The organism is Aristaeella lactis (assembly GCF_018118585.1).
Lineage (GTDB): Bacteria > Bacillota > Clostridia > Christensenellales > Aristaeellaceae > Aristaeella > Aristaeella lactis.
In genome coordinates, this window is the sequence record NZ_CP069421.1 from 1604780 (window position 1) to 1631194 (window position 26415).

General features: G+C 54.2%; 21 protein-coding genes and 2 tRNA genes. 7 read left to right on the plus strand and 16 right to left on the minus strand.

The features are described from left to right. Positions 1-156: 156 nt before the first annotated feature. From JYE50_RS07485 to JYE50_RS07505, 5 genes are all read right to left on the minus strand, one after another. Entirely contained in the window at positions 157-729 is a 573-nt protein-coding gene (locus JYE50_RS07485; RefSeq protein WP_084096742.1) for an indolepyruvate oxidoreductase subunit beta, read from the minus strand. Continuing rightward, positions 726-2483 carry an indolepyruvate ferredoxin oxidoreductase subunit alpha gene (gene iorA, locus JYE50_RS07490; protein ID WP_084096741.1) on the minus strand — a complete coding sequence of 586 codons (1758 nt, stop codon included), beginning with the start codon at positions 2481-2483 and terminating at the stop codon, positions 726-728. The genes JYE50_RS07485 and iorA overlap by 4 nt, the downstream gene beginning before the upstream one ends. A gap of 137 nt (positions 2484-2620) precedes the next feature. Further along, complete coding sequence (locus JYE50_RS07495; protein ID WP_084096862.1) at positions 2621-4255, minus strand: class I adenylate-forming enzyme family protein; 1635 nt, start codon at positions 4253-4255, stop codon at positions 2621-2623. 115 nt (positions 4256-4370) lie between these two features. Beyond that, positions 4371-5267, minus strand: a complete 897-nt coding sequence (locus JYE50_RS07500) for an RluA family pseudouridine synthase (protein WP_084096740.1) — start codon at positions 5265-5267, stop codon at positions 4371-4373. 65 nt (positions 5268-5332) lie between these two features. Further along, the gene (locus JYE50_RS07505; protein ID WP_084096739.1) at positions 5333-6274 is read right to left on the minus strand and encodes a phosphatase PAP2 family protein; all 942 of its coding nucleotides are present in this window, start codon (positions 6272-6274) and stop codon (positions 5333-5335) included. 113 nt (positions 6275-6387) lie between these two features. Here JYE50_RS07505 and JYE50_RS07510 point away from each other — a divergent pair. Together JYE50_RS07510 and JYE50_RS07515 are read left to right on the plus strand one after the other, a co-directional pair. Beyond that, positions 6388-6476 (plus strand) — tRNA-Ser (locus JYE50_RS07510). Between the two features lie 10 nt (positions 6477-6486). After that, a tRNA-Ser gene (locus JYE50_RS07515) sits at positions 6487-6577 on the plus strand. A gap of 241 nt (positions 6578-6818) precedes the next feature. Here the strand turns inward: JYE50_RS07515 and JYE50_RS07520 are convergent. Both JYE50_RS07520 and JYE50_RS07525 read right to left on the minus strand, forming a co-directional pair. After that, a complete protein-coding gene (locus JYE50_RS07520; RefSeq protein ID WP_084096738.1) occupies positions 6819-8654 on the minus strand; it encodes a hypothetical protein in 1836 nt (611 codons plus the stop codon). 20 nt (positions 8655-8674) lie between these two features. Next, positions 8675-10744 (minus strand): efflux RND transporter permease subunit, encoded by a 2070-nt coding sequence (locus JYE50_RS07525; RefSeq protein WP_084096737.1) that lies wholly within the window; start codon positions 10742-10744, stop codon positions 8675-8677. Positions 10745-10936: 192 nt separating this feature from the next. On the opposite strand from JYE50_RS07525, the gene JYE50_RS07530 reads away from it, so the two are divergent. After that, positions 10937-11512 (plus strand): TetR/AcrR family transcriptional regulator, encoded by a 576-nt coding sequence (locus JYE50_RS07530; RefSeq protein ID WP_084096736.1) that lies wholly within the window; start codon positions 10937-10939, stop codon positions 11510-11512. Positions 11513-11833: 321 nt separating this feature from the next. Here JYE50_RS07530 and JYE50_RS07535 read toward each other — a convergent pair whose 3' ends face one another. The 4 genes from JYE50_RS07535 to JYE50_RS07550 all read right to left on the minus strand — a co-directional run bounded on the left by JYE50_RS07535 (position 11834) and on the right by JYE50_RS07550 (position 15383). Beyond that, entirely contained in the window at positions 11834-12568 is a 735-nt protein-coding gene (locus JYE50_RS07535) for an ABC transporter permease (RefSeq protein WP_143763671.1), read from the minus strand. 8 nt (positions 12569-12576) lie between these two features. Further along, positions 12577-13308, minus strand: coding sequence for an ABC transporter ATP-binding protein (locus JYE50_RS07540; RefSeq protein WP_084096734.1), 732 nt, complete (start codon positions 13306-13308; stop codon positions 12577-12579). A gap of 105 nt (positions 13309-13413) precedes the next feature. Then, entirely contained in the window at positions 13414-14676 is a 1263-nt protein-coding gene (locus JYE50_RS07545; RefSeq protein WP_084096733.1) for a sensor histidine kinase, read from the minus strand. Beyond that, a complete protein-coding gene (locus JYE50_RS07550) occupies positions 14673-15383 on the minus strand; it encodes a LytR/AlgR family response regulator transcription factor (protein ID WP_084096732.1) in 711 nt (236 codons plus the stop codon). Before JYE50_RS07550 ends, JYE50_RS07545 begins: the two co-directional genes overlap by 4 nt. 275 nt (positions 15384-15658) lie before the next feature. Here JYE50_RS07550 and JYE50_RS07555 point away from each other — a divergent pair, with 275 nt between their 5' ends. The 4 genes from JYE50_RS07555 (at position 15659) to JYE50_RS07570 (ending at position 20028) form a co-directional block, all read left to right on the plus strand. Then, positions 15659-16720, plus strand: coding sequence for a M26 family metallopeptidase (locus JYE50_RS07555; protein ID WP_084096731.1), 1062 nt, complete (start codon positions 15659-15661; stop codon positions 16718-16720). Between the two features lie 182 nt (positions 16721-16902). Beyond that, on the plus strand, positions 16903-17799 hold the full coding sequence (locus JYE50_RS07560) for a cyclic nucleotide-binding domain-containing protein (RefSeq protein ID WP_084096730.1): 897 nt from the start codon (positions 16903-16905) through the stop codon (positions 17797-17799). Between the two features lie 87 nt (positions 17800-17886). Beyond that, entirely contained in the window at positions 17887-18675 is a 789-nt protein-coding gene (locus JYE50_RS07565; protein WP_084096729.1) for a sugar phosphate isomerase/epimerase family protein, read from the plus strand. A 36-nt stretch (positions 18676-18711) separates the two neighbouring features. Further along, a complete protein-coding gene (locus JYE50_RS07570; RefSeq protein ID WP_084096728.1) occupies positions 18712-20028 on the plus strand; it encodes an adenylate/guanylate cyclase domain-containing protein in 1317 nt (438 codons plus the stop codon). On the opposite strand, the gene JYE50_RS07575 is transcribed toward JYE50_RS07570, so the two are convergent. From JYE50_RS07575 to JYE50_RS07595, 5 genes are read right to left on the minus strand one after another with little or no spacing between them, the layout of a single operon-like run. Further along, positions 20029-21276 (minus strand): glucuronyl esterase domain-containing protein, encoded by a 1248-nt coding sequence (locus JYE50_RS07575; protein WP_143763670.1) that lies wholly within the window; start codon positions 21274-21276, stop codon positions 20029-20031. A 23-nt stretch (positions 21277-21299) separates the two neighbouring features. Next, positions 21300-21896: a carbohydrate-binding family 9-like protein gene (locus JYE50_RS07580; protein ID WP_084096726.1), complete on the minus strand. Its 597-nt coding sequence runs from the start codon at positions 21894-21896 to the stop codon at positions 21300-21302. A 15-nt stretch (positions 21897-21911) separates the two neighbouring features. Beyond that, entirely contained in the window at positions 21912-22874 is a 963-nt protein-coding gene (locus JYE50_RS07585) for a D-2-hydroxyacid dehydrogenase (protein WP_084096725.1), read from the minus strand. A 21-nt stretch (positions 22875-22895) separates the two neighbouring features. Further along, positions 22896-25739, minus strand: coding sequence for a DUF4214 domain-containing protein (locus JYE50_RS07590; protein WP_179138411.1), 2844 nt, complete (start codon positions 25737-25739; stop codon positions 22896-22898). 49 nt (positions 25740-25788) lie between these two features. Continuing rightward, positions 25789-26256, minus strand: coding sequence for an S-ribosylhomocysteine lyase (locus JYE50_RS07595; protein ID WP_084096861.1), 468 nt, complete (start codon positions 26254-26256; stop codon positions 25789-25791). Positions 26257-26415 lie beyond the last annotated feature (159 nt).

A 26415-nucleotide genomic window follows, 5' to 3' on the forward strand; every position in this document is an offset into this window, starting at 1 on the left:
GAAAAGCCAGCGGAGTATCCGCTGGCTTTTAGTATTAATTGTTCATTGTTCATTGTTGAGCAGTTGTCCAAATCTTTGATTTGGGTAACAGCTGCCATATTACAGCCGTCAAAGTTCCCATTGGAACTTTGGTCACGGCGATCATGTAATTGTTCATTATCCGTTGAACCCGCGGTCAAACGCGGCTTTGTTCATTTCCAGGAACTGCGGCTTAACTACCTTCTCCAGGGCAGCCAGCCACTTCTCCTTCGGAATCTCCGTGCACTTGGCAAAGTGTCCCATCAATACAATATTGACCGCCTTGGAGCTTCCCGCTTCCATGGCAGGCGTCAGCGCGTCAAAGTCATCAATGTCAAAGCCTTTGGCCTTCAGGTCTTCCAGCACACCCGTCGGATATTCCGCCGCGCCGGTAATCACCGGCATCGGATCGATCTCCTGGGTATTGACGATGATCTTTCCGCCCTTGCGCAGGCAGCCGGCATACCGGGCTGCCTCCAGCTTTTCAAAGCTGATGATATAGTCGCATTCTCCCTCAGTCACAATCGGGCTGTACACCTTCTCGCCGAAACGCACATAGGTCACGACGCTGCCGCCGCGCTGGCTCATGCCGTGCACTTCGCTGACTTTCACATCATAGCCTTCATCCGTCAGCAGGGTCCCCAGCAGTCTGGAGGCCAGCAGGCTTCCCTGTCCGCCGACGCCGACGATCATTACACTCGTTGTTTTCATTTGTCCATACCCCCGATCGCGCCGAAGGCACACAGCTGTTCGCACACGCCGCAGCCTACACAGAGTGTTTTGTCAATCCTGGCCTTGCCTTCCTTGAAGCTGATGGACGGGCAGCCCATCTTCATGCACTTCTTACAGCCCCGGCACTTATCCGTATCCACCTGAAGAGGTGTTTTGGGCTTCACGTACTTCAGCAGTACGCAGGGCCGGCGGGAAATGATCACAGACGGCTCTTCCACAGCCAGCTCTTCCAGTACCGCTTCCTCACAGGCCTTCAGGTCATAGGGATCCACCACCCGCACCCGGTTGATGCCCAGCGCCTTGCACAGGGCTTCCAGGTTCACCTTCGCAGCGGGATCTCCCTTGATGTTGTAACCCGTGGTGGGGTTCTGCTGGTGTCCGGTCATGCCGGTAATGGAGTTGTCCAGGATAATGACAGTGGAGTTCGTCGCGTTATAGGCAATGTTCACCAGGCCCGTCATACCGCTGTGCATAAAGGTGCTGTCACCGATCACGGCCACCGTCTTCTTCTCGGTTTCCTTGCCCCGGGCCGCGTTGAAGCCATGGATACCGGAAATGCTGGCGCCCATGCACAGGGTGGAATCCAGTGCGTTCAGCGGCGCCACCGCGCCCAGCGTATAGCAGCCGATGTCGCCCAGAACGGTGATATGGTTCTTCACCAGCGTGTAATACATACCCCTGTGCGGACAGCCCGAGCACATCATCGGCGGACGGCCGGGAACAGCAGGCGCTTCACCCTGCGCTTCCGGAACGTCTTTCACCGCATAGCCTTCCTTCAGGAAAGCTTCCCGGATCGTCTTCTGGCTGAACTCGCCGATGGCGGAGAACAGGCTCTTGCCGGTCACTTCGATTCCCAGGGCTTTCACATGGTTCTCGATCACCGGGTCCAGTTCTTCAATCACATACAGCTTCTTCACATTCGCGGCAAAGTCACGGATCAGTTTTTCAGGCAGCGGATTGGGCATGCCGATCTTCAGCACGCTGACGCTGTCACCGAACACTTCCCGGACATACAGGTAGCTGCAGCCGCTGGTGATGATGCCGATCTCCCGGTCATCAGCCATTTCCACACGGTTATACATGCATTCTTCTGCCAGGGCCCGCAGTTTTTCTGTCCGTTCTTCCACAACGGGATGGCGCTGTTTCGCGTATCCCGGCATCATAATGTACTTGGAAGGCTGCTTCACATATTCCTTCAGCGGAGCTTCCTCCCGCTCCCCGATATCCACAACACACTGGCTGTGTGCGATCCGCGTGCACATCCGCAGCAGCACCGGTGTGTCATACTTTTCGCTCAGTTCAAAAGCGGATTTGGCAAAGACATAAGCTTCAGCGGAATCGGAAGGCTCCAGCATCGGCACCTTCGCCGCAATGGCATAGTGCCGGGAATCCTGTTCGTTCTGGCTGGAATGCATGGCCGGGTCATCCGCCACGCAGACCACCATACCGCCGGTAACGCCGGTATAGCTCAGCGTGAACAACGGGTCTGCCGCCACGTTCAGTCCCACGTGCTTCATCGCGCAGACGCTGCGCATACCTGCCAGGCTGGCTCCGAAAGCCGTTTCCATGGCCACTTTTTCATTCGGTGCCCACTCGCTGTGAATGTCATCATGCTTGGCCAGGAACTCCGTAATTTCTGTGGAAGGCGTTCCCGGATAGCTGCTCACCAGCCCGATTCCGCCGTTGTACAGGCCCCAGGCCACCGCTTCATTACCAATCAGTAACTTTTTCATGACTCCTCAACCTTTATTCTTAAATATTCCGCTCGTTCCTTTTGTCATCCCAACCGAAGTGGAGGGATCTCCCCCGCCGCAGCGGATCATTGTTCATTGTTAATTGTTCATTGTTCATTGTTGATTCTCGGAATCGCTTAACTGCGATTCTGAGAATCAACCAGCCCTTCTCCGCCGTACATCCGGCGAAGTTTCGGCTTTTCGATCTTGCCGGTTGCGTTCCGCGGCACCGGCGCCAGGATGATCTTCCGCGGCCGCTTGTACCGCGGCATACCCGTGCAGAATTCCTGGATATCTTCCACCGTGGCTGTGCTGCCGGGAACCAGTTCCACGATAGCAGCCGCGATCTCACCAAGGCGGGCATCCGGCAGGCCGATGACCGCCACGTCCTTAATCGGCGGATAAGCCGCCATAAAGTTTTCGATTTCCACCGGATAGAGGTTCTCACCGCCGGTGATAACAACATCTTTCTTCCGGTCTACCAGGTAAATGAATCCCTCCGCGTCCTGCCGTGCCATGTCACCGGTCAGCAGCCAGCCGTCCTTCAGGGTTTCGGCTGTTGCCTGCGGATTGTTGTAATAGCAGACCATAACCCCGGGCCCTTTCAGGCACAGTTCGCCGACTTCTCCGGGAGCCACTTCCTTTCCGTCCGGACGGATGATCTTTGTCTCCCATCCGTATCCGGGGATTCCGATGGCGCCGACCTTGCGGACGTTTTCAATGCCCAGGTGAACCGCGCCGGGGCCGATGGATTCGCTCAGGCCGTAGTTGGTGTCATACTGATGGTTCGGGAAATACTGGAGCCAGCGGTGGATCAGGCTCTGGGGCACGGGCTGCGCGCCGATGTGCATAAGCCTCCACTGGGAAAGTTCATAGTTCTCGAGCTTCAGTTCGCCGCTGTCCAGGGCAGTCAGGATATCCTGCGCCCACGGTACCAGCAGCCATACGATCGTGCACTTCTCGCTGCTGACCGCCTCCAGAATCGTCTGGGGACGTGTTCCTTTCAGGATTACAGCCTTGCCGCCGGAGATCAGGCTGCCGAACCAGTGCATCTTCGCACCGGTATGGTACAGCGGCGGAATGCACAGGAAACAGTCATCCTTTGTCTGGCCGTGATGTGCCTGCTCCACCCGGGCGGAATGGATCAGGCTGCGGTGCTTGTGAAGGATCGCTTTCGGGAATCCGGTGGTACCGGATGAGAAGTAGATTGCGGCATCATCCTCTTCTGTCAGGTTGCACTTCGGGAAGCTGGAACTGCTCTCATTGATCAGTTCCATCAGGTCATCCGCGAAGCTGGGGCAGCCGGGGCCTTCGTAGACCAGGGCCACATGGGGGATCTTGTCCGCGATCTCTTCGATACGGCCGATAAACTCCGGCCCGAAGATCAGCATATTGCTTTCAGAAAGGTTCAGACAGTACTCGATCTCATTGGACGCGTAGCGGAAGTTCATGGGAACCACCACCGCACCGGTCTTCAGGATACCGAAATAGATCGGCAGCCAGTCAATGCAGTTCATCATCAGGATGGCAACCTTTTTGCCCTTGCCAATTCCGTGGCTCCGGAGCATATTGGCTACCCGGTTCGCTTTTTCATCAAAAACCGCCCAGGTGATCTCCCGGCGGTAATGCTTCTGCTTCGCGCTGGGCTCAACCAGTTCGAAATCATGCCAGGTAACCCGGCGCGTTTCCGGCTGATCAGGGTTGATCTCTACCAGGGCGGTATCATTCGGCCATTCTTTGGCGTTTCTTTCAAGCAGTTCAATAATGGTCATTACTTTGTATCCCCTTGTCTTTTCTGCGCATATCAAAGATTCTTTCTTCAGATGCTGTTCTGTATACATCAAAGAATCCGGTAATTTTGAATTATGGATTATGAATTATGAAATGTCAATTAAAGTCCACGAAAAGAACAGAAGGATCAATATCGTCTGCCCACTCGGGCAGGCTGGTCAGGCGGATCGTCTCCCCCGTTATCGGATGGCGCAGTTCAGCCATGGCGCTGTGCAGCGCGAATTTTCCCGGAAACTCCTCCGGGTTTTCCGTACCGTAAAGGAAATCACCCCGTACCGGACAGCCGATGTGGCTCAGGTGTACCCGGATCTGATGGGTTCGTCCCGTCTCCAGCTCCAGCAGCACCAGTGCGCCGTTTCCCTGCTCCCGCAGCACCCTGTACCGCGTCCTGGACGGTTTTCCCTCCGGGCTGACCATCCGCTTGATCGTCGCGCCAGGCACCTTGGCAATGGGAAAGTCAAGGATTCCCTCCTTTTCCGCAGGGATCCCGTCTGTCAGTGCCAGGTAGCGCCGCCGGAAGACCGGCGTATGCAGTTGTTTCTGAAGCAGGTGCTGTGCGTGCGGGGTGCGTGCGATGATCATCAGCCCGCCGGTCCCCTTGTCCAGCCGGTTCACAGGCCTGTAAACGAAATTCTCCGGGCATCCCGCCCAGGAATATACCGCGTTTTCCAGCGAATCGTCCGGATGATTCCGGCTGCTTTGGCTGGCAATGCCGCCGGGTTTGTCCACCGCCATCAGGTGTTCATCGGCATACGGAACACGAATCGGGAAATCAAAGGGTTTCAGGGTGTATACCGGAACATCCTCTGCCCAGTCAATTGTCACTGTATCGCCTTCCGTCACCCGTTCATCGGCCCGGGCTGGACCGCCGTTCAGGGTGATCCGTCCATTCCACTTGGCGCTTTTCATAGCTGTATAGCTCACGCCCATGGAGCGCCGCAGAACTTCCCTGATTTTCCACCCGGTCTCCTCCGGTCCCACCCGGTACTCCATTCCCTGCCCCTCACTTTGCACTCAATAGGTTTCGCCCTCAGGCAGATATAACGATGAATTCTGAATTATGAATTATGAATTCCCTTTTTCCCGATTTTCTCAAAAAACGGAAACGCCCGCGGATACACACCTACGATCGTGAACAGGATAATCGCGTACCGGGCTGCGCGGATCAGGTTTGCCGCCAGTGTACCGCTGTTCAGCCATTCACTGCTGAACGGCAGCTTCAGCACGGTGTTCAGGACCGCGTATATCGCGAAGGCTCCCGCAAGTCTCAGGATCATTGCCCATACATTTCTGGTATCTTTAAACCCTATGTGTTTCCTTTCATACGGATAAACCGTCACCATACCGATCAGCAGGCCAAGGGACGTAAAATAATCACGGCTTGTGCACCAGAAGATCCCCGGCAGAGTTACCGCAAGCAGGATCGCGCTCCGTACCCATTCCCGTTTCACTTTCTTATGCAGAACAGCACTGAAAGCAATTGCCGCCAGGCCGACAGCCCATCCGGCAAGCACATCTGTCGGATAATGCACACCGACCGTAAACCGGCTCAGGCCGATCAGCAGCGGAAGAAGCACAGCCAGCCACCACATCCATTTTTTGCGGACTTCCCGGGCTATGCTCCCGTACATGGACACCGCCGTGGCGCTGTGTCCGCTGGGGAAAGAATATCCCTGCTGGAGAATATCCATAGGATCCGCGTCAGCTTCAACAACGGTCATCGCCTCTACCCGTTCCGGATGAGCCATATAGGGTCTCACGCGCATCACGATATTTTTGATCATCGGATACCACATGCTGGCAGCAACAATCGTAAAGCCGCAGCGCTTCCCCGCCTCTTTGTTATAGCAGAAAAGCATGATCAGCAGGATCAGCAGGGTCACCGTTTCCCCGCCGACAAAAGTCACCGCTTTGGACACTGTCTGCCCAATGGATCCTGCCGCCTTCTGCAGCCATTCGATCAGGTCCACTTCCCAGTCAAAATAGAAAATATTACCCATTCAATGCCTCATCTCCGATCCCGGTCATTATATATGATTTGCTTTCTGCCCGCAACAAAAAGCCCTTGACGAGGCACCTGTCTCATGATAATATAATCGGGCTGGTTAGCTCTGGAGCGATGGCCGAGCGGTTGAAGGCGCTGGTCTTGAAAACCAGTGATACCGAAAGGTACCGGGGGTTCGAATCCCTCTCGCTCCGCCAGCCTTGACATGGAGAAGTACCCAAGTGGCCGAAGGGGCTCCCCTGCTAAGGGAGTAGTGGTGTTAAAGCCAGCCCGGGTTCAAATCCCGGCTTCTCCGCCAATAAGACCTCAGGAAAATCAACGTTCCTGGGGTTTTTTTGATGCCAAAAAACAGGCTTGTACCTTTTACTGTACCCTTTAGAGAGAATGACCAAATTGTACAAATTATTACGCTTGAATAACAAAATCGCGCGGCGTTAGTGTTGTCAAACCGCTCGCACCGCGCTATATCATCCTATTGTTCCAAGCGAAATTTATAACCGGGAATAGATTTGTTGACTCGCAGATCCAATTTCAATCTATTATTTCAAATCTGTCCGAATAATATATACCGTCTCTTCATCCATACCCTCCGGTTTGAGGTCATATCCGGTATCTGTCAGATGATCCTTTGTCGTCTTCCAGGCGTTCAAAACACCAGTCAGATTCTTTTCCACGAGCGGAAGGAGATTCACGGCCGCACTCTTTTCGGCGGTAAGAATGCTGTCTTTCAGCGTTTTTGTTCCGGTTTCCTGCAGTGTGGACGCGCCGGTTGATACCAGCGTTGCGCCGGCGGAAAGCGTTACTGCAGCGTCAGAAGCCTGGGCCACACCGTCCGTATAATCTTTCAGACCGGTTACAAAAGTGTTCACCTGATCAAGCTTCTCTTTCAGAGCCAGGAGCTGCTCCCGGGCCGCTGCCGCCTGTGCCAGTTTCGCAGTAATCGTTTCGTCCTTCGCCAGATAAGCCTCTGTGTTCTCAGTCACCAGTTTTTCAATCTGTTCCTGTACGGCCGCTTCGGTCTGAGCCAGAATTGCTTCGCTTTTCATCTGAGCTTCCACAGCGGTGTCTACCTGTGCGGCCTGTTCCTTTGACACCAATCCGCCTTTCAGGGCGGCGGCATACTGTTCGGCAGTCATCTCAAACCCGGCAGCCTTCAGAACGGCTTCCAGCACCTTGCCTTTTACGGCCTCCAGAACGCCTGCCCTGATCTGGTCTTCTTTGGCTGCGACCTGTTTCCGGACTTCCTCCGCGATTTTAGCGGAGGCAGCGGCTTTCAGCGTATCGGGATCAAGCTGCGCTATCACACCATCCAGGATTTCGGCATAATTCTCTGCGGTCAGCACCGGTATCGTGATGCCGGCGTCAGCCAGGCCGGAAGCAGCGATCTGGTCATTGGCCGTGTTCAGGATTGCTGCAAAGAGTTGTTCCGCTCCGTTGTTCAGTGTATCATTATTCCCTTTCAGCGCAGCAAGGCCTGTGTCCAGAGCAGCTGAGCCTTCCGCCACCTGCTGCGCACCTTCTGCCAGTTGTAAAGCGCTGGCATCCAGATCCTTCAATCCTTTATTCAGTTCATTAATCTTACCGACGATTTCTTTCGTCATTCCTTCGGTCTCGGGCAAATCAGCACCGTCCTTCAGCGCTGTCAGTAGCACTGTGACATCCTTCAGCAGCGCTTCAGGATCCATACCGTCGATCCGCGCGTCCAATTCCCTGCAGGCAGCTTCCAGCGGATCGGAGGAGCAGAATGTCATCATCCAGCCAAGATCCGCGTGATCCGCATGGAACACTGCGGAAAAGGATACCGGCAGCTGCAGGGACGGATCCATGTTCGGCACAGCCCATCCTACCAGTACGGACCGTTCCGCTTCCGTAAGCACGGCCGCGTTTTCCGTTTTCAGGTCTGAAATGCCTTCTTCGGGAAGCAGCAGCGCGGAAAGCACCAGTGCGGGTGCCTGCCCTTCTGTCCGGTAAGTTACGGTCAGGACAGCTTCCCCGGTCTTTTCTTTCAGGTCTGCCACGGAGATCTCCTCCCCGTCCAGCGTCAGGGTCACAACCGGCACTACAGCCGGGGCTTTAGCCGATGCTCCCTGATAGATCACGTTCTTTCCGTTTGCTTTCCAGACGAGTGTTTCGCCTTCCAGGGTAAAGGTTTCATTCCCGCCAACGTTCAGAATGTCTGTCAGCATAGTACGGTCAGTCAGTTCATCCAGCCCGTCCGTGTTCTCCAGGCGGATACTGTCGGTAATGCTTTTCACAGAGCCGTCAGCGCCTGCGACCACATAAACCCGTTCATGCTTCGTATTCTCGGCCAGCGCGCCGGTACATCCGAGTATCATGACCAGCGCTGTCAGCATCGCAATAATCTTCTTACTCATAATGATCCTTCCTTTCCAAATCAGCAGGCAGCTTTTTTCATTCCGGCTGTCGTGTGAACAATGACTTTATCCATGATCAGCAGCACCGCCGGCAGGAGCAGCAATACAACTGCCACGCTCAGCAGCGCGCCGCGGGCAATCAGCCTGCACATGGAGGAGATAATAGCCACGTTGGAATAGAGGCCCACGCCGTAGGTGGCCGCAAAGAAGCCCAGGCCGCTGACCAGCACGCTCTGCGCGGCGGAAGCGACAGCGTCCTGAACCGCTTCTTTTTTATCCTTGCCCGCAAGCCGGTTCTGCTTGTAGCGGGTCGTCATCAGGATGGCGTAGTCCACCGTGGCGCCCAGCTGGATGGTGGAGATCAGGATTGGCCCCACGAAGGGCAGTTCCTGCTTCAGGTAATACGGGATGCACAGATTGGCCGCAATGGCCAGTTCGATCACTGCCACCAGCAGTACAGGCAGCGAGACGGACCGCTGCACCAGCATGATGATCACAAAGATCGCGATAATCGAGATCAGGCTGACAACCGTGAAGTCCCGATCCGTACAGGCAATCAGGTCCTTCGTGCAGGGTGCTTCGCCGATCAGCATGCCGCCCTTGTCATATTTCTTCAGGATTGCGTTCAGGCTGTCGATCTGCGCATTCACTTCATCCGAAGAGATAACGTAAGCGCTGTTCACCAGCATCAGCTGGTACCGGTCTCCTTTTACCAGGGACAGCACGTCCTCCGGCAGGATCGATTCCGGAATCCCGGCGCCCAGCAGGCTGTCAATCCCGATGACGCTTTTCACGCCGTCCACCTGCTGCATTTCTTTCGTCATGTCCCGGACATCCTTCTGGGATACATCCGCATCGACAAGCAGCAGATGCGTGGTGGACATATCAAAGGTTTCTTCCAGCTTTTTATTGGCCTGGACAGACTCCAGTTCCGGCGGCATGACCTTGCTCATATCGTAGTAGACATTCACATTCCGGTATCCGTAGAACGCCGGGATGATCATAACCAGCAGGATCACAGCCAGCACTTTATAGTGTTTCGTAACGAACCGGCCGATGCCGCTCACATCAGGCAGCAGCGGTTTGTGGCTCGTTTTTTCGATCGCGCCGTCCAGCGCCCGGATCACACAGGGCAGCAGCGTCACCGTGCCAAGCACGCCCAGGATTACGCCCTTGCTCATCACAATGCCCAGGTCTTTGCCCAGGGTGAAACTCATGAAGCAGATGCTCACAAAGCCGGCGATCGTGGTCAGGGAGGAGCCCAGGATGGAAGTGAAGGTCACCCGGATGGCATTCGCCATGGCTTCATCCTTGTCGTCCGTCAGGGCTTTCTGCTCCTTGTAGCTGTGCCACAGGAAAATGGAATAGTCCAGCGTCACAGCCAGCTGCAGCACGGCAGCCACCGCCTTGGTGATATAGCTGATCTCGCCCAGGAAATAATTGCTGCCCATGTTCCACAGAACGGAAACGGCAATGCAGAGCAGGAAGATCATCGGCAGCAGGAACGAGTCCATTGTCAGCATCAGCACAACGGCGCACAGTGCCACGGCAATGGCGACATAGATCGCTTCCTGGTCCTCCACCAGCTGCCTGGTATCGGTCACGACCGCAGAAAGGCCGCTCACAAAAGTTTTTTCACCGGCAACCTTCCGTACCTGACTGATAGCTTCCATGGTTTCCTCAGAGGAGGAACCTTCATCAAAGAAGACGGCGGAAAGCATACAGTCGCCCCGCTGGAACTTCTCCCGAATATCATCCGGGATGATTTCCACGGGCAGCGTTCCCTTCGTCAGTGAAGCGTACCCGATGACGGAGTCCACATGCGGTATTTCCTTCAGGGCGTTTTCCATATCCGCCTGGTCCTTCAGGTTCATACCCTCCGTAACCAGCAGGGAAAAAGCGCCCTTGCCGAAATCCTTCATCAGAATCTCCTGGCCCTGGACGGTCTCCAGGTCCTTCGGCAGGTAATACAGCAGGTCATATTTGGTCTTTGTCCGGACCATGCCCAGCACAGACGGCACCACCAGCGCAATGCACAGGATGATGATCAGTATCCGGTGCTGAACCAGTCCCTTGGTAAATCCTTTCATGTTTGTCTTCCTCCTGTTCGGTGCTTGTTTTGAACACCGTGTTGACTTTCTCAACGCCGTGAATTATAATGACCCCCGTGATCGAAATCAATAATCAGATTGATTATCGATCGTTTGTTAATCAACACCGGTTCAACCGCCATCCGGATAATCAACAAAAAAGCCAATATTGTTCAGGAAAGAAGGAGACCCATGGAAGAGCAAAAAAAAGAAGACCGGCGTGTGAGGCGCACCAAAAAGATGCTGACCCAGGCCCTGACTCAGCTCATGCAGGAAAAACAGATCAAGGAGATCACAGTCAAGGAGCTGACAGACCTTGCGGATATGAACCGGGGTACTTTCTACCTGTATTACAGGGATGTGTACGACATGCTGGAAAAGCTGGAGGACAGCATGTTTGAGGCCCTGGACAGCATTGCCGCCCTGCATGAAACTGACGCGGCCCGACAGGAAACCAAACCGATCCTGCTGGATGTATTCCGTTTTATCGAAGAAAACCAGGAGATTGTCCGGGTATTGCTCAGCCCCTACGGCGACATGAAATTCCTGCACCGCCTGTACGATGTGATCCGGGAAAAATGTCTCACCGGATTTCCATACGCCGCCGCGGTGGACAAAAAAAATGAAGCGGATTTTGATTACCGCTTCAGTTTTGTGATCTATGGTGCCGCCGGGCTGATCCGCGCCTGGGTAAACCGGAACTGTGCGGAGCCCGCCGTTCAGATGGCCGAACTGGCTGACGCACTGATTCGCCGCGGGAGCCTGTGATCCCGCGCCATCGCGTCGTTTCCTTCCCGCCTGCGCAGCCCCGGCTTCCCTGCCATGCAAAAGCGCCGTATCCGATACGGCGTTTCAGACTGTCTCTTTGACAGCCTCTTTTGTAAGCAGAGAATTGTACCCTTATCTGTACCCTTATAAAACTATAACATTTGGCGTGAAAATGAAACTATTGTCCCCTGAATTGATTGATTTTACTACGTTCCCCAATAAATTAGCATTGAGTAATATAGTTCAAATCCCGGCTTCTCCGCCATATAAAGAACGCTGTGTTTATGAAAACACAGCGTTCTTTTCTTTTCCATCCTGTCCTTATTTATCTGTCGCGAATCCTTTCTGGAACCGGATCAGCACCAGGCAAATCACCACCCAAATGGCCAGCGCGGCAATGTGGATCACCTTCTGCGGCGCGTTGTACCATACTCTCACCAGGATCTGGTTCATATGGTAAACCGGATTCACGTAAACCAGATACCGCAGCACTGTCGGCATTTTTTCCACCGGCATGATCATCCCGCTTGCAAACAGCACATACTGGAAACCGATAATCGTAAAGGGCATCACCTGGCGGCTGTTTTTGAAAAAGCCGTGCAGCGTCAGGCTCAGCAGCATCATGATCATTACCGTCACCAGGAACGCAAGGAAGAACAGGATCATATTGCTGCTCAGGGGAATTCCAAACACCAGGGCAGCAATCGCGATCATTTCGAAGAATCCGAGTACAGAGATCAGCAGCCCCCGCAGGGAATAGGTCAGCACTACATTGAACAGGCTGATGGGGCTCAGCAGCAGACGTTTGAAAATACCGCTCTGCTTGTCCGTCACATACTGTGTTCCGATGTTAAAGAAAACCGTCAGGAAAGAGATCAGGATCATATACATGGGTAGATACTGGGCGAATCCTTCGATGCTCGCCGCGTCCTTCGCCATGGAGCCCGCGTAGACGATAAAAAACACACCGGGCAGCAGCAGGATCGGCAGTGCGAAAAACGGTTCCCGGAAGAAGATGACCAGATCATACCAGAATTGTTTCCAGATGCATTTCATGGAAATCCTCACCGTCTGTCATCTCCTTCCACAAGCCTGAAATACGCGTCGGAAAAGAAATCAACCTTCAGTTTCTCCTTAATCGCTGCGGGCGTGTCATTGGCTGCGATCTTTCCCTTGTTCAGTACAATCACACGGTCACAGAACTTATCCACTTCCTCCATCGAGTGGGTGGAAAGCAGAATCGTCTTGGTCTTCTGCACCCCGCCCCTGATCTTTTCCCATACAAGCTGCGTAGCTTTGGGATCCAGACCTGTTGTGGGTTCATCCAGGAAAACCAGGTCCGGGTCATGCAGGAACGCGATCGCCAGAAGGAACCGCTGTTTCCATCCTCCGGAAAGCTTCTCATACTTGGTGTTCAGGTACGGCTGCAGTTCAAAATACTCCACCAGCTGTCCGATCTTGTCCTGTCCTACAGAATAGAAAGACGCAAACAGATCCAGGGCTTCCTTCAGCTTGATATAGCTGTACATGCCGCCTTCCTGGAGCATCACGCCGATCCTGCCTCGGATCTCATCCACAACCTTCTGCTCATTTGCATTCTTTCCAAGGATGCTCACGCTGCCGGAATCCACTTTGCGGAGCGTCATCAGGATCTCAAGCAGGGTTGTCTTTCCTGTTCCGTTCGGACCGACAACCGCAACCGTCTCCCCAGCCGGTATCCGGAATCCGATATGATCCAGTACCGTTTTTTCTCCGTAGGTTTTCACAACATCCTGAACGTTAATAACTGTCTCCATTCTTCTCCCTTCCTTTCGGGGTATCTCTCCTCCTGTTCCGTTTGTATAGTAGCAAAAAAAGAAGGATTGCGGCCGTCTTTGCCACAATCCAATGTTTTTTTGCCATCATCCAAGATAAAGCATAACTTTGGTCCGGAAAACCTGGTCCTCCGTCTCCGTTTCCATCAGCCCGTGGTACTTTTCCACGATCCGCCGGACGTTCTCCAGCCCGATACCGTGGCTGCCCCTGTCCGCCTTCAGCGTCAGCAGCCGTTCCCCCTGCCGCCGGAGCAGTCCGGCATAGGGGTTTTCCATCCGGATAAACAGCTGGTTCTTCACCAGTTTCAAGGAAACCAGGATCCTTCTCTTTTCCTTTTCCAGCTTTTCACATGCCTCTATGGCGTTGTCCAGCAGGTTCCCCAGGATCACCGAAATGTCAAAATCATCGATCTTCAGCTGCTCCGGAATGCTCGTCTCCACCTGGATGGGAATATCCTTCGCGCTGCTGATTTTATAGTGCAGCATGCTGTCCACCGCCGGCTGTCCGGTGTAAACCTGCGGCGCTGCCGCCCGGGTTTCCTCCTGCAACCGCCCCAGGTAGTCATTCAGCTCCGTATACTGCTCCTGCTCCGCGTAGGACCGCAGGATCAGGATATGGTTCTTGATATCATGGTATATGCCGCGGATTTTTTTCTGGGAATCCTTCAGGATTTCCACTTCCCGCTCATAGCTTTCCTTCTGTTCCGCCAGCAGCAGGTTCTTCACCCGCTCCTTCTCGGAAAGGATCAGCCGGTCATAGATATAGATCACCACATAGTCAATCACCGCCAGCATCAGCACAGCAATAACCAGCACATCTCCATGATAATTGAAGGTAATGATGGAAATCAGGCCGATCAGCATAATCTGCAGAAGGATGACCCCTGCCCAGCTGATCCAGTCCCCTTCTGTGCTTCTTGCCAGCCCTTTAAACCGCTTCAGGACCTGGACAATCAGTGACGCGATCACGCACTGGATAATCATTGCCATCTGCGAAAGGCTGTCCTGCTGGCGTTCCAGAAGGCCGTTCGGCACAAAGCCGCTGACCCAGACAGCTGCCAGTTCCGCCAGGATCATGGCCACATACGTCACCAGAACCATCATAATATTCCGTTTCACTGACTTCTCATATAACCGGTTCAGCAGGAAAAAGCCGGTCAGGTTCAGCGCCATGTTCAGCATCGGGATCCGAAACAGCAGAAAGCATGTATCGACCACCGCCTGGTAAGCCACATAAGCCGCCGCTTCCTTCAGGAACGGAGGCTTTGTCTCCGCGCCGTAGCGGAACAAACGGGCCGTGGACAAAACGCACAGCGCGCTTGTGATCAGGTACACCAGCGTAACGCTCATGACTCCATCCCCATCTCGCCGCTCAGCCGGCGGACTTCCTTTCGTTTGCTCTGGCTGATCTCCAGTTCCTTTCCGTTGTCCAGCACCAGCCGGTCATAGTGAAATTCCGCCACCCGGTCATAGTTCACCAGAATGCTCTTGTGACAGTAAAAGAATTTCTTGTCCTTCAGCTCCTCATAGATATCCTTCAGCGGGGCATAGAATTCGTCTTCCTTCTGCCTCGTCACAATAATGGTCTTCTTCAGCCAGCTTTCAAAATACAGAATATCCTCCAGCCGACACCGCACTGCCTGGCCTTTTTTCCGGTAAACAAACATTTCCCCGTTCCGGTCCAGTGTTTTCTGCAGCTTGTCCAGCACTGCTTCAAGCTCTTCATATGCCACCGGTTTGATCAGGAAATCGAACGTATCCACCTTGAACAGGTCCATCGCGTATTCCTGCCTGGAAGAAACATAGATGATCTTCAGGCTGTAGTTCTGCAGCTGTTCCCTGACACGTTTGCCGGCTTCCACTCCGTTGATCGTCGGCATTTCAATATCCATGAACAGGACATCCCAGTCCCCTTGTGCCAGTGCATCCAGTGCCTGTTCCCCGGAGAACACCTTCAGGATCTCAAATTCCAGGCGGTGTATGATTTCATACTGCTCCAGGTCTCTTTCCAGTTCATCGCAGAACACCGGATCATCATCACATATCAGAATCCTCATCGCGTTGTCCTTCGCTTTCCTGTTCTGTCATCTTTTCCATCTTTTGCCATGATTGTATCCGGAAAATTTTATCACAAAACCGGCCGGCAGAAAAGATATTCCTGATATCTGCCTTCTGTCCGGTTTCACTCTTTGAAATCTCATCATTTTTGATGTATATTGATGGGTAGCACAGAACATGCTTTATCTCAGATGAGTTTGTGTCCTTTGTCCGGATATACGGATGAGTCAGCGAACGCAGCCCATCGGCAGCATGATCATGATGGAGGCTCTGTATGCTGAAACGTTTGTTCTCTCTCCTTTTGGCACTGGCGGTCATCCTGACCGGCACAGCAGCCGCGGATGAGCAGGTGATCGAAATCTATGACATCGCCGGCCTGCGGGACGCGGCCAATCATCCCGGTGCCAGTTTTCGTCTCATGAACGATATTGACCTGAAGGATGTGGACTGGACGCCCATTCCCTTCTCCGGCGACCTGGACGGAAACGGCTTCGGAATCTACAACCTGACCGTCACCCGTGTCGGGGAAGACAGGCGGATCACCGTGGACGGCAACAGGAAGGAATATGATACCTGCTTTGCCGGCCTGTTCTCTGTTATGGAAGCTTCTTCCGTAAAGAACCTGAAAGTCATCGGCGCCCATGTGACCATCGATGGAAAAACCCACTGCTTTGCCTCTATTCTGGCCGGATATGCCCAGCACTGCACCTTTGATAACGTGACCGTGGACGGATATGTACGCCTGAACAACGAGGGCGTGATGTCCGGTGTAGCCGGCATCGCCGGTTTCGGCAGCGGGATTATTGACAACTGCAATGCCAGGGTGGAGCTGATCTTCAACGACCTGAACCGGGATTCCCGGTGTGAGCAGTTCCTCGGCGCCATGATGGCAACCGGCTACGCGAAAGTGCAGCACTGCACCGTGGATATTGACGGATACGTTTCCTGCTTCGGCTACTGCCATAACGGCGGTCTCATGGGCCTGTTCTATACCAGCGGAACCAAATATCCGCTCGGGCTGGAGAACCGCGTTGTCAACCATAATACTGTTACCGGGCGGATCTATTTCTTTGAGCACAATCCGGACCGCCGGGCTTACTGCAAGGGAGACGTGGGCGAAACGCTGACCAAGCTCACCTCACGCAAGCCCAACAACCTCAAAGGATTCACCCGGAAGGAAACCAAGGAATTCCGCAAGGTTCTTCTCCCCGAAACCTGCGAAGAACCGGTTTACGAGGAAAAAGAGATCCCGCCGGCCGACGGCGAATGGGGCTGGACAGAACACACCTGTTCAACCTGCGGCTACACATGGCGCGATAACTACGTCGCTCCGTAATAACACCAGTATCTGTTTTGACTGCGGCAGTCCTGCCGCAGTTTTTTTTGTTTTGTCCGTTCCCGGCTTATCTCCTGCCATGTCTGATATGTCTTGACAAGCACATACAACATAGTTACAATTTAGAAAAAGAGCCGTTTTCATATGTTTTATCTATCTGAATACAGAAAGGAAAATACGCAATGAAAGAAAAGCTTTTCAGCAGAAACGAAGTTGTATTCCGTGAAGGCGATCTTGGCGAGAGCTTTTTCCAGATCATGGAAGGCAAAGCCGGCGTATACCTTCATTACGGAGAAGCGGATGAACGGAAACTGACAGAGATGAAGCCCGGTCAGTATTTCGGTGAAATGGCTGTCATCGGCGCGTGGCCCCGCACCGCGACCATCGTCGCGGAAGAGGACCTGCGCGTTACGGAGATCACTGAAGCCGGTCTGAACGAATATTTCACGGAACAGCCTGACAGGATCCTGGCCATCATGAAACAGATCGGCAGCCGGATCCGCACGCTGACCGAGGAATATGATGAGGTCACCGCGTTCCTGAAGGAAAAGAAGGATGACGGTGCGGAGAAAAAAGAAGGCTTCCTGGCAAAACTGAAAAAGTACCGGGAGATCAGCGCTCTCGCGAAAAAGAACGCTGTCAGGAACACCGTGGAAGAAACGGTTAAGGTAAAGATCCAGGATAAGCCCAAGGCCTCCCCGCTTCCCGTGGAATCCTGCGATAAAGGGCAGATCATTTTCCGCGAAGGGGAAAGCGGCACGTTTATGTACGCGATCCACGGCGGTACTGTCGGCATTTATACCGGTTACGGCTCCACACTGGAAAAGAAACTGACAACGCTCTACCCCAATTCCTTCTTCGGTGAAATGAGCCTGATCGATCACGAACGGCGCAGCGCGACTGCGGTTGCCGAGGAAAACGGTACTATCCTGGAGATCATCAGTGCCGAAAACCTGCAGGATCTCTTCAAAGCCAATCCGCTTGAAGTGGATATGATCCTGCGTCATCTTTCCAGTCGTCTGAAAAAGCTCACCATCGATTATGTGAAAGCCTGTGATGAAGCCGTTCAGGAGTCCTGATGTGAATCACCGGCCTTCTTCTCCCGGGTTCCGGCACCAAACCGGTTTCCCGGGATTTCTGTTATCACCTGCTGAAAAGGATAGGTTATGAAAAACATTTACATCGATACCTGCGTACTGCCCCGCGCCAGGCTGGAAGCGGGCCGGGTTTACCGCGACCGTTTCGGTTCCTCCCTGGGATTTGAACTCCTTCCCATGTTTGATCTCCCCGATTTTGAGGCAAATCTGGAAAAGAACCTTGATCTTTTCGGCGGTGGGCCGCTTCTGTTCCATGAGCCTGTCTGGGGTGTTGAGCATTCCGCGCCGAAAGGCAGTCCTGCCTATGAGGAAGGCATGTATCACATCCTGCTGACAAAAAAATACGCAGATATCCTGCATCCGGCTTCCATGGTTTATCATCTCAGCAACTGTCCTGTCTCCCTCGACACGAAGAAACAGATGCTGAAAACTACCCTTGAAAACCTGGATGAGATGCGGGATCTGTTCCCGGATGTAAAGATCCTGGTGGAAAACACCGGCATCCGTGCGGACGGAACCCTGCTCCTGGACCAGGCTGAATTTACCATTCTCTGCCTCAGCCGGGGCCTTCCGGTACTGATCGATATAGGTCATGCCAATGCCAACGGCTGGAATATCCGGAAGCTCATCATGGACCTGCGGGAGCTCATCGGCGGCTTCCATCTGCATAACAATGACGGGATGCATGACCTCCACTGCCGGCTCCGGGACGGAACCGTTGACTACCGGGAACTCATTCCCCTGATGAACGAATACACTCCCGATGTCCCCTTTATCATTGAGTATACAAGGCCGGATAATTACGTAGACCCGCTTTTCCGGGATATCGAATACCTGTGCGAACTTTCAGGCAGGTAAACCTTGTATGCGGCTAACCGCTGACAGGAGAAAAAGATGCTGCGTGAACTGAATTCGGAACGGATACAGTATATCTTCCGGAACATGGACGATTCCGTCTGTATCACAGGAATGGGCGGAGAACTGCTCTATGCCAATCCTGCCGCTGAAAAGCTGTTCGGGCTCCGTGCCGGAGATCGTCCCAAACTCTGGGAAGCCATCCCTTATGTGGAAGGAAACGATGAACTGATCCAGCTGTTTATCGACAGCGTGATGGAGAAGCGTAAATCCTTCAACGCGCTCGTGGATTATGTCAACAACGAAGGCCGTCTTTTCCGCCTGCATGTCAGCCTGACCTGTGAGCCAAGCGACCCGGGTCTGTTCCTGGTCGTCATCAGCGACCTGACCCAGTCCGTCAGGGTGAAATCGGCCTTTGCCCGCTACACTTCCGAGGATATCGCTGATTACGTGCTGACAGCTCCGGACGGGGAAAAACAGGGCGGTAAGGCGCAGGAAGTCACCATCCTCATGAGTGACCTGCGCGGCTTTACAGCCATGAGTTCTCGGCTTTCATCCACCCAGCTTGTCTCCGTCCTGAATCATTACTTTGAAAGCATGTCCGCCGTCATTGAGCGTCACCGGGGAACCATCATCGAATTCCTGGGAGACGGCATCTTTGTCGTCTTCGGCGCCCCGAAGGAACTTCCGGACCACGCGTCTGCCGCGGTCCGCTGCGCCATTGAGATGCAGAATGCCATGGAGGCGGTAAACGCCTGGAACCGGGAAAACGGTTACCCGGAACTGGATATGGGAATCGGCGTCAATACCGGCACGGTCGTTGTAGGCAATATCGGTTCCGAAAAGAAAATGAAATACGGCTGTATGGGCGAAGCCGTCAACCTGGCCGGCCGTCTGGAATCCTTCACAGTCCGCGGTCAGGTCTTCATCTCTGAAAGCACCCGGGAGCGGGCATCGGAGGAAGTGTCGGTCAAATCCGAAAGCAGTTTCCTGCCCAAGGGAGCCACTCATGATATGCGCTTTTATGACATTTCCGGCATTGGAAGCTGTAAACTGAATGATGCCTCCGGTGTTTCAGACTGGATCACCCTTTCCGGGAAAGCACTGGTTTTCTATGTGCTGGAGGAAAAGACCGTGGATCACACGGAACACACCGGATCCCTGACCCGGATCTCCGCCGATAACCGTTTTGCCCTGCTGGCAACCGGCAGCAAACTGAAGCCCTTCCAGAACCTGATGCTCAGGATCGGGGGCAGGGACGCTTATGCAAAGATTGTCAGCCAGGAGGGAAATGATTTCAGGTTATGCTTTACGTCAGTTCCGGAAAACTTCCCGGACCTGGTCAAAACACTTTGATTATCGGAGATACGGAGCGAATAGCGGATCCAGCACTTCCCTGTTGTACCGCAGGAAAAGCTCTCCCTTCATCTGCTGTGCTTTATCCTGCATGTCCTTTACCGGCTTGTGAAGAAGATGCTCATCGCAGTAATCCAGGATCATCTCCATATCCGTTCTCAGGATGGCATGGCCGTCCAGGTGGATGATCATATTGTTCTGTTCCCCGCAGCCCAGGAGGTCCCAGACCGGCTGGGACGCTGCAAAGGCAAGGCACTGCCCCTCTGTATTGTTCCATCCTTCAGATGTGATACCGGTCACCATGATCAGGTGCCGGTTTTTTCCTGCCGCGAGGGCGCACAGCATATGCTGGTCCACCGGGAAAGCGCGTGCGGACGGTACCCGGGCAAAGTTTCCGCAGAACCAGTATCCTTCCCCGCCCTGCAGGTTGGAAAGCGGTTCATTCTGTGAATCGTTGGTCCACTGCTCCGGGCCGCCCAGGCTGCTCAGGTCGTAAGTCTTTCCCTGGTTGTTCGTCCGGTAGATCGCTGTTCCTCCCGCTCCGGAGCAGGAAGGGATCGTCACCCGGATCCGTTCGTCATAGGCGCCGGCCACAGCGGCGCTTTTTCCGTATCTGGACACACCGCCCACAAGGGATAATCCCGGGTTGATCCCCAGCTTTTTCCCGGCTCCGTTTTCCAGGGCGTCAATCACTTTGCTGACACCCCATGCCCAGGCCAGCAGTGCTCCGCGCTGCCCTGTGGGATTTTCCGGCTCATACGGATACAGGGTATAGAAAGCCCCGGTATAGGAGCTGTCATCCCGGGACACCCGTGAACAGTCATACTGGATCGCGGCGTATCCGCGTTCCATCGCGTATTTGCAGTTATCGGAAAAGCCGGTGACCCATTCTTTGGTAAACCAGTTCTGGTAATGCCAGGGCCAGTATTCAATATAAAAGGGATATCCGCCCTCCGGTTTTTCAGCCGCGGGAATGCCTGCCAGCACAGAAAAAGAAGCACTCCGGTTTCCGGCGGAAACAGTAATATCCATCAGGATCCCGCCGGTCTCCGGATCCTTCTTCAGGGCCCAGGCCAGGCTTTCTCCGGCTTTGTCCGGCATATAACCGTACACGTATTCCGAATACAGCGAAAGGATCTCCTCCCGCCTTCTTTTCCAGTCATCAGGGGTCCTGACCGGTTCACCGTTCATGAACCGAATCAGTTCCGGCAGGCCTTCCGTTTCCGTCAGCTTTTCGGGATCAGTCATCTCTGTTCCCCTTTCCCTGTTCTTCATTCAAGGATCATGGTGCCGAAGCTTTCCGGCCGGTGATAATCCGGCACAGAAGAATCAACCGGATTCCAGGCCAGGTAATGGGGATGCACCGTCTTGTCCCCGCACTTGTATACGTTGGCTTTCAGGATCCCTGTAAACCGGAATTCCGGATAAAAGCGGCGCAGGAATTCGCCTGGAATCCGGTACTCCGCTTCCCATCCGTCAGCGGTACGGCTGGTCCGGATCCGGAAATACGCAGCAGGATCCGGCAGCAGGATCCGTTCCCGGTCATACCGGTCCCTGCCAAAGCCGATATGCAGGCAGCCGTTGGGATTGATCTCAAAATTCAGGTACTTTTCCTCCCCTGCGGGCATAAAAAAGAATTCCAGGCAGCTGTCCTCATGTACGGGAGACATCGGCGCGGTATACTCCGCCCTGATGTCTCTTTCTTTTGCCCGCAATAAAACCAGAAGGTTTTCGCCGTCATGAAAAATGCGGCCTCCGGCACGGATACCGCAATCCGGTTCCCACAGAACCTGGTCCATCGTCAGTTCCGGAATATCATCCGGGCGGGTTTTGCTTCCTGCCCGGATGATCGTATATTGTTTTTCCACGTTTTTCTGCCTCCGTCAGTATCCCTTTTTCCGATCCACCAGGTGGTCAGGCTTTTCGCCCCTGCAGTACCGTTCCAGGTCCGCCAGGAACATTTCCGTGATCCGATCCACTGTATGCATCAGCGTCATATTGCCTGCCGTATGGGGAGTGATCAGCAGGTTCGGCAGCTCCCAGACCGGATCATCCTTCGTCAGCGGTTCCTTTTCAAATACATCCAGTCCCGCGTAAAGCCTTCCGGCCTTCAGTTCCCGGATCAGCTTTTCCTGGTCTATGACCGTTCCGCGGCCCACATTGATGATCACCGCGCCGTCCGGCAGCAGGCTCAGCTGCTTTTCACCCACCATATGGAATGTTTCTTTTGTGCCAGGCAGCGACATGAGCAGTACATCCGTTTCCGGCAGCACCGTTTCCCATTGTTCCCGTGTCAGGATCCGGTCAAAGCAGCCGCCCGGATTCTTTCCGCTCTGGTTGACGCCTGTAAGGCAGGCCGGGGAAAAGGCCCTCAGCCGGACCGCGGTTTCCTGTCCGATATCACCGGTTCCCAGCAGGGTGATCCGGCTGCCTTTGATGGAACGCACAAGCAGATCCCTTCTCCACTCATGGGCCGCCACAATCTGCCTGTATTCAGGCTGCCGGCGCAGGATGTCCAGCAGCATCATCACGGTATGCTCTGCGATCGTAACGCCGTAAGCGCCGGAAGAGTTGGACAGCATTGCTTCCGGATTCGCAAAGGCATCTTCCGCCAGGAACTTGTCCACCCCGGCGAAGGGGGTGCAGATCCATTTCAGCGCGGTGGATACTTTGGCGGTTTCCGGCGCCTGTCCAAAGATAACCTCCGCTTCATTCAGGAAATTCCTGTCTTCTTCCGGTGAATCCATGATCCGGACTTCAAATCCTTTTTTCTCAGCCGTCTCACGGATCATCTTCCGGTGTCTTTCTGTCAGAAACGGTTCAGCTACCGCCAGTTTCCTGTTCATTGTTCAGTCTCCGTTATTGCATCATTTTCTCAGGAACAGCACATAGCTGCTGTTCTGGGGATAAACCTGGGGTGTCTGACGGTAGATCGTATGCTTGTAAACATACTGGAACAGTTCATTCACTGTCAGCTTGCCGTCGCTGTTTCCGCATTCCGTGTCCGCCGGCATGGCACCGCTTGTCCCCACGCCTTTGGTCAGCCATTTGGGGAAAAGGTTGCAGGCGTCCTGGCCCGCGGAATAGGAAGTCTGCAGGTACGCGGAAGCGGTCATTACAATAAACTTTTCAGTCAGGAACAGATTCCCGGCTCCTTCCGTCGCGTATGACCTGCCCGCTGTGCCGGCTTCCGCTTCATCCAGCATGGCGCTTCCTGCGGTGTCCGGGAAGAACGGGGTGGGGCTCGTCCGGTACTCAGTCAGTCCCGGATCCGCGGCCGCAAACGCGCTGATTACGGCACCTGTCATATTCTGATTGTCAACCGGTCCCTCTTCGCTCTGTGTGCTGCCGTCCAGGCTGCTGAACTCACGGATTGCCGCGCCGGGGCCGCAGGATTCCAGCAGTACGATCACCTTGCCCTTGACGTTGGAAAGCACGCGGGCCAGTTCCGGCAGTTCCAGCCAGGTTGCCTTGTTCTTGCACCAGAGTCTTCCCGCGTATTGCTGGGAAGTGGACCGGTAATCGCCGTGTGACGCGAAGAAGAAGATGGATACGTCGCCATCCCGGGAAGGTGCCACCAGGCACTGGTTTATTTTCTGGTATACTTCACTCGCGACCAGGTCGTCATAGGAATAAACCTTGTACTGTCCGCCGTCCGGTGCGGTCACCGTGGACAGCATGTTCTTCATCAGCCGGACGTCGCCCCTGTTCCGTTTGATCACTCCACCGGCAAAGGTGGACTCAGAGAACAGGATGGCCCGGTAATTGGGCATGACGTTAACCGTGATTTCCGTGATCACTTTGCTCTGCCCGTCGGCAATGCGCAGTACCGCTTTACCGGGATAACAGCCCAGGATTTCTCCCTCCTGGTTCACGGTAAAGATCTTGCTGTCGCTGCTGGACCACTGCAGTTTTGTTCCGGCTTCCGCCAGTTCCGGGCTGACCTGCGCCTTGACTTTCGCGCCGTTGTTGATGGTCATGGAAGTCTCATCCGGCACAATGATGTAGTTGTATTCCGGTTCTGCTCCCGTTTCGGGATCATAGACCGATACGAGGTTTGCGAATTCCAGGGATTCGGCGAATCCTTCATTAACCTGTTCCCGCGTCATCCCCTCGCTCATTTTCTGTTTCCAGTATTTCAGGCCTTCCGGTTCCGCCTCCCGGTCCAGGTACAGCCGGTACAGCATTTTGATGAACGCTTCATTGTCCAGCTTTTTATTTTTCATCTCATCGGAAAAGACAAAGCCGGAAGCAACTTCCGCAAAGGAGGCTTTCTTTGTCGCCAGCTTTCTGCACCAGTACTGCAGTCCGCCCGCGTCCGGTTCCCGGTTCAGTGCCTGCCGGTAACAGCGGATCACAAACGCGATCTGCCGCTCGCTGAAGGCGACAGGCTCCGCCGCTCCGCCGGTTCCGAGCGAGCCGCTCTCTATGCCGTAGCTGGAACAGATCGCCTTAAACTCATTGGAGTCGCAGAAACCGTTGACCAGCTGGTTCAGGGAAGCTCCGTCCGCAATGATCTTGTTCCAGTACTTTCTTCCCGTCTCATCTGAGGCGCGGTTCAGCATGGTCCTGTACAGGATCTCGATCAGTTCTTCTGAAGATTTGTGCATGCGGGAAAACTCAGTGCTTCCCACAAAGCCCGATATGATCTCGGCCGCTGTGGCGTTTTTATTCTTCAGTTTGTCTTCCCAGTAGGCCATTCCTGTCTGGTCCGGTTCCCGGCCCAGGATCAGCCAGTAACACCGGATAATAAAGGCACGGACCTTGTCCGTTTCAGCAGTCGCTCCTTCCGGATCAAACACTTCCCTTGCGGGTTCCGGGGCCTCATCGGCTGCCGTCTGTATAGGCGTTTCTTTCGCTGCCTCTGCCGGCTGTGACGCTGCAGCTGCCGGCTGTTCCACTGCCGTTTCCGGCTGTACGGGTTCAGGCTCCTGGTTCACTTCAGGCTGTACAGGCTGCGGTTCGGTTACAGCGGGTTCCTCCGCCTCCTGTGCAGTTGGCAGTTCGTCAGCAGGCTCCTCCGGAACCACATCATCCTGCGCGGGTTCCGTTTCCGGCACTTCCTCTTCCGCTTCCTCCGCGGCAGGTTCTTTCTGTACAGGTTCCGGATGTTCCTCTTCCGGAACCGTTTCTTCCTGTTCCGGCATCCGCACAACTGCGATCACGTCATACAGGCCCGTTCCGCTGATCGAAAAGCTCACGGTATTCCGCTGGATATTCACTTTGGCCGGAACCCGGACTACCCGGTCCCGAAGTGCCTGTCCACTCTCATCATACCGCATGACAAAGGCGCTGACTTCGCCGTCAGCATAACGAATCTGCAGTTCTGACAATTCCGGATCGTCAATCCTGACTTGGGCGTTTCCGTTTATTTCAGCGCCTGAAATACGGTAAACCTTATGGAAAGCGATAATCTCCCTGTCCTGGTCAATGTTCAGTGCGGCTTCAGCTGCCTGTACAAACTCCGCATGGCCTGCCCGGGCCGCTGTCAGTGCGGAACCTTCCGGAATAACACCGGCTTCGGCTGTAACGGTTATTTGGGCTCCTTCCAGGGTTTCTGTCATCCTGAAAGGTTCCTCTTCCACGGCCAGGTCAGTGGGTGTGGCAACGAATAATTCCTCAGCAGCGGTCATGCTGACACTGCCCGACAGCAGCACAGCACAAAGCAGTAACGACAGGATTGTCCTGCGTCTGCCACGGTCTCTCTTCATCTGGCCGCACCCCTTTTCTGTCGCTCTGCTCCCCATTTTGCGGGCCGGTTTATTCCGGATACTGCGTGCGTTTGTTCTCTGTCAGTTCACTGCGGTAGCGCCGGATATAATACTTAGCCATATTCAGGTTCTGTTCTGACCAGTTGCCGCATTCCTCCGGCCTGGCTCCGGGGATTTCTCCCTCAAACCCAAGGATAAAATCACACATTTCCAGCACCAGCGGGTATACATCCTCCGCGGTCTGATCGCCGAAAACCACCAGGTAGAACCCCGTCCGGCACCCCATGGGTCCGAAATAGATGATTTCCTCTTTCCGGCTGCTGTTCCGCAGGAAAGTGGCGCCCAGGTGCTCGATGGTATGGATCGCGGGTGTGTCCATGACCGGTTCCCGGTTCGGCGCTGTAACACGCAGGTCAAACGTGCTCACGGCGCACTGATCCTGCCTGTCCTGGCGGGACAGGTAAAGTCCCGGCAGCAGGTCCAGATGGTTTACCTGAAAGCTGGCTATTTTGTTCATGTTCATATACTCCGTTTCTGTCATCGGATACTGTATAATTTCTCTGCCGGTTCCGGATTATCCTGTTTTCCTGTTTTTGGCGGATGGGTTTCCGCTTGTTTTCGTTCTGTTCTGAAACAGAGAAAGAGGAGAGATCAGTTCTCTCCTCTTTGAGTATTC

What these genes read in the sequence shown, in the direction of transcription:
- iorA (WP_084096741.1), bottom strand. Translation starts at nt 2,483, where the DNA reads ATGAAAAAGTTACTGATTGGTAATGAAGCGGTGGCCTGGGGCCTGTAC.
- JYE50_RS07550 (WP_084096732.1), bottom strand. Translation starts at nt 15,383, where the DNA reads ATGAGGATTCTGATATGTGATGATGATCCGGTGTTCTGCGATGAACTG.
- JYE50_RS07535 (WP_143763671.1), bottom strand. Translation starts at nt 12,568, where the DNA reads ATGAAATGCATCTGGAAACAATTCTGGTATGATCTGGTCATCTTCTTC.
- JYE50_RS07530 (WP_084096736.1), top strand. Translation starts at nt 10,937, where the DNA reads ATGGAAGAGCAAAAAAAAGAAGACCGGCGTGTGAGGCGCACCAAAAAG.
- JYE50_RS07505 (WP_084096739.1), bottom strand. Translation starts at nt 6,274, where the DNA reads ATGGGTAATATTTTCTATTTTGACTGGGAAGTGGACCTGATCGAATGG.
- JYE50_RS07595 (WP_084096861.1), bottom strand. Translation starts at nt 26,256, where the DNA reads ATGAACAAAATAGCCAGCTTTCAGGTAAACCATCTGGACCTGCTGCCG.
- JYE50_RS07525 (WP_084096737.1), bottom strand. Translation starts at nt 10,744, where the DNA reads ATGAAAGGATTTACCAAGGGACTGGTTCAGCACCGGATACTGATCATC.
- JYE50_RS07485 (WP_084096742.1), bottom strand. Translation starts at nt 729, where the DNA reads ATGAAAACAACGAGTGTAATGATCGTCGGCGTCGGCGGACAGGGAAGC.
- JYE50_RS07545 (WP_084096733.1), bottom strand. Translation starts at nt 14,676, where the DNA reads ATGAGCGTTACGCTGGTGTACCTGATCACAAGCGCGCTGTGCGTTTTG.
- JYE50_RS07565 (WP_084096729.1), top strand. Translation starts at nt 17,887, where the DNA reads ATGAAAAACATTTACATCGATACCTGCGTACTGCCCCGCGCCAGGCTG.
- JYE50_RS07570 (WP_084096728.1), top strand. Translation starts at nt 18,712, where the DNA reads ATGCTGCGTGAACTGAATTCGGAACGGATACAGTATATCTTCCGGAAC.
- JYE50_RS07560 (WP_084096730.1), top strand. Translation starts at nt 16,903, where the DNA reads ATGAAAGAAAAGCTTTTCAGCAGAAACGAAGTTGTATTCCGTGAAGGC.
- JYE50_RS07495 (WP_084096862.1), bottom strand. Translation starts at nt 4,255, where the DNA reads ATGACCATTATTGAACTGCTTGAAAGAAACGCCAAAGAATGGCCGAAT.
- JYE50_RS07585 (WP_084096725.1), bottom strand. Translation starts at nt 22,874, where the DNA reads ATGAACAGGAAACTGGCGGTAGCTGAACCGTTTCTGACAGAAAGACAC.
- JYE50_RS07520 (WP_084096738.1), bottom strand. Translation starts at nt 8,654, where the DNA reads ATGAGTAAGAAGATTATTGCGATGCTGACAGCGCTGGTCATGATACTC.
- JYE50_RS07500 (WP_084096740.1), bottom strand. Translation starts at nt 5,267, where the DNA reads ATGGAGTACCGGGTGGGACCGGAGGAGACCGGGTGGAAAATCAGGGAA.
- JYE50_RS07590 (WP_179138411.1), bottom strand. Translation starts at nt 25,739, where the DNA reads ATGAAGAGAGACCGTGGCAGACGCAGGACAATCCTGTCGTTACTGCTT.
- JYE50_RS07540 (WP_084096734.1), bottom strand. Translation starts at nt 13,308, where the DNA reads ATGGAGACAGTTATTAACGTTCAGGATGTTGTGAAAACCTACGGAGAA.
- JYE50_RS07575 (WP_143763670.1), bottom strand. Translation starts at nt 21,276, where the DNA reads ATGACTGATCCCGAAAAGCTGACGGAAACGGAAGGCCTGCCGGAACTG.
- JYE50_RS07555 (WP_084096731.1), top strand. Translation starts at nt 15,659, where the DNA reads ATGCTGAAACGTTTGTTCTCTCTCCTTTTGGCACTGGCGGTCATCCTG.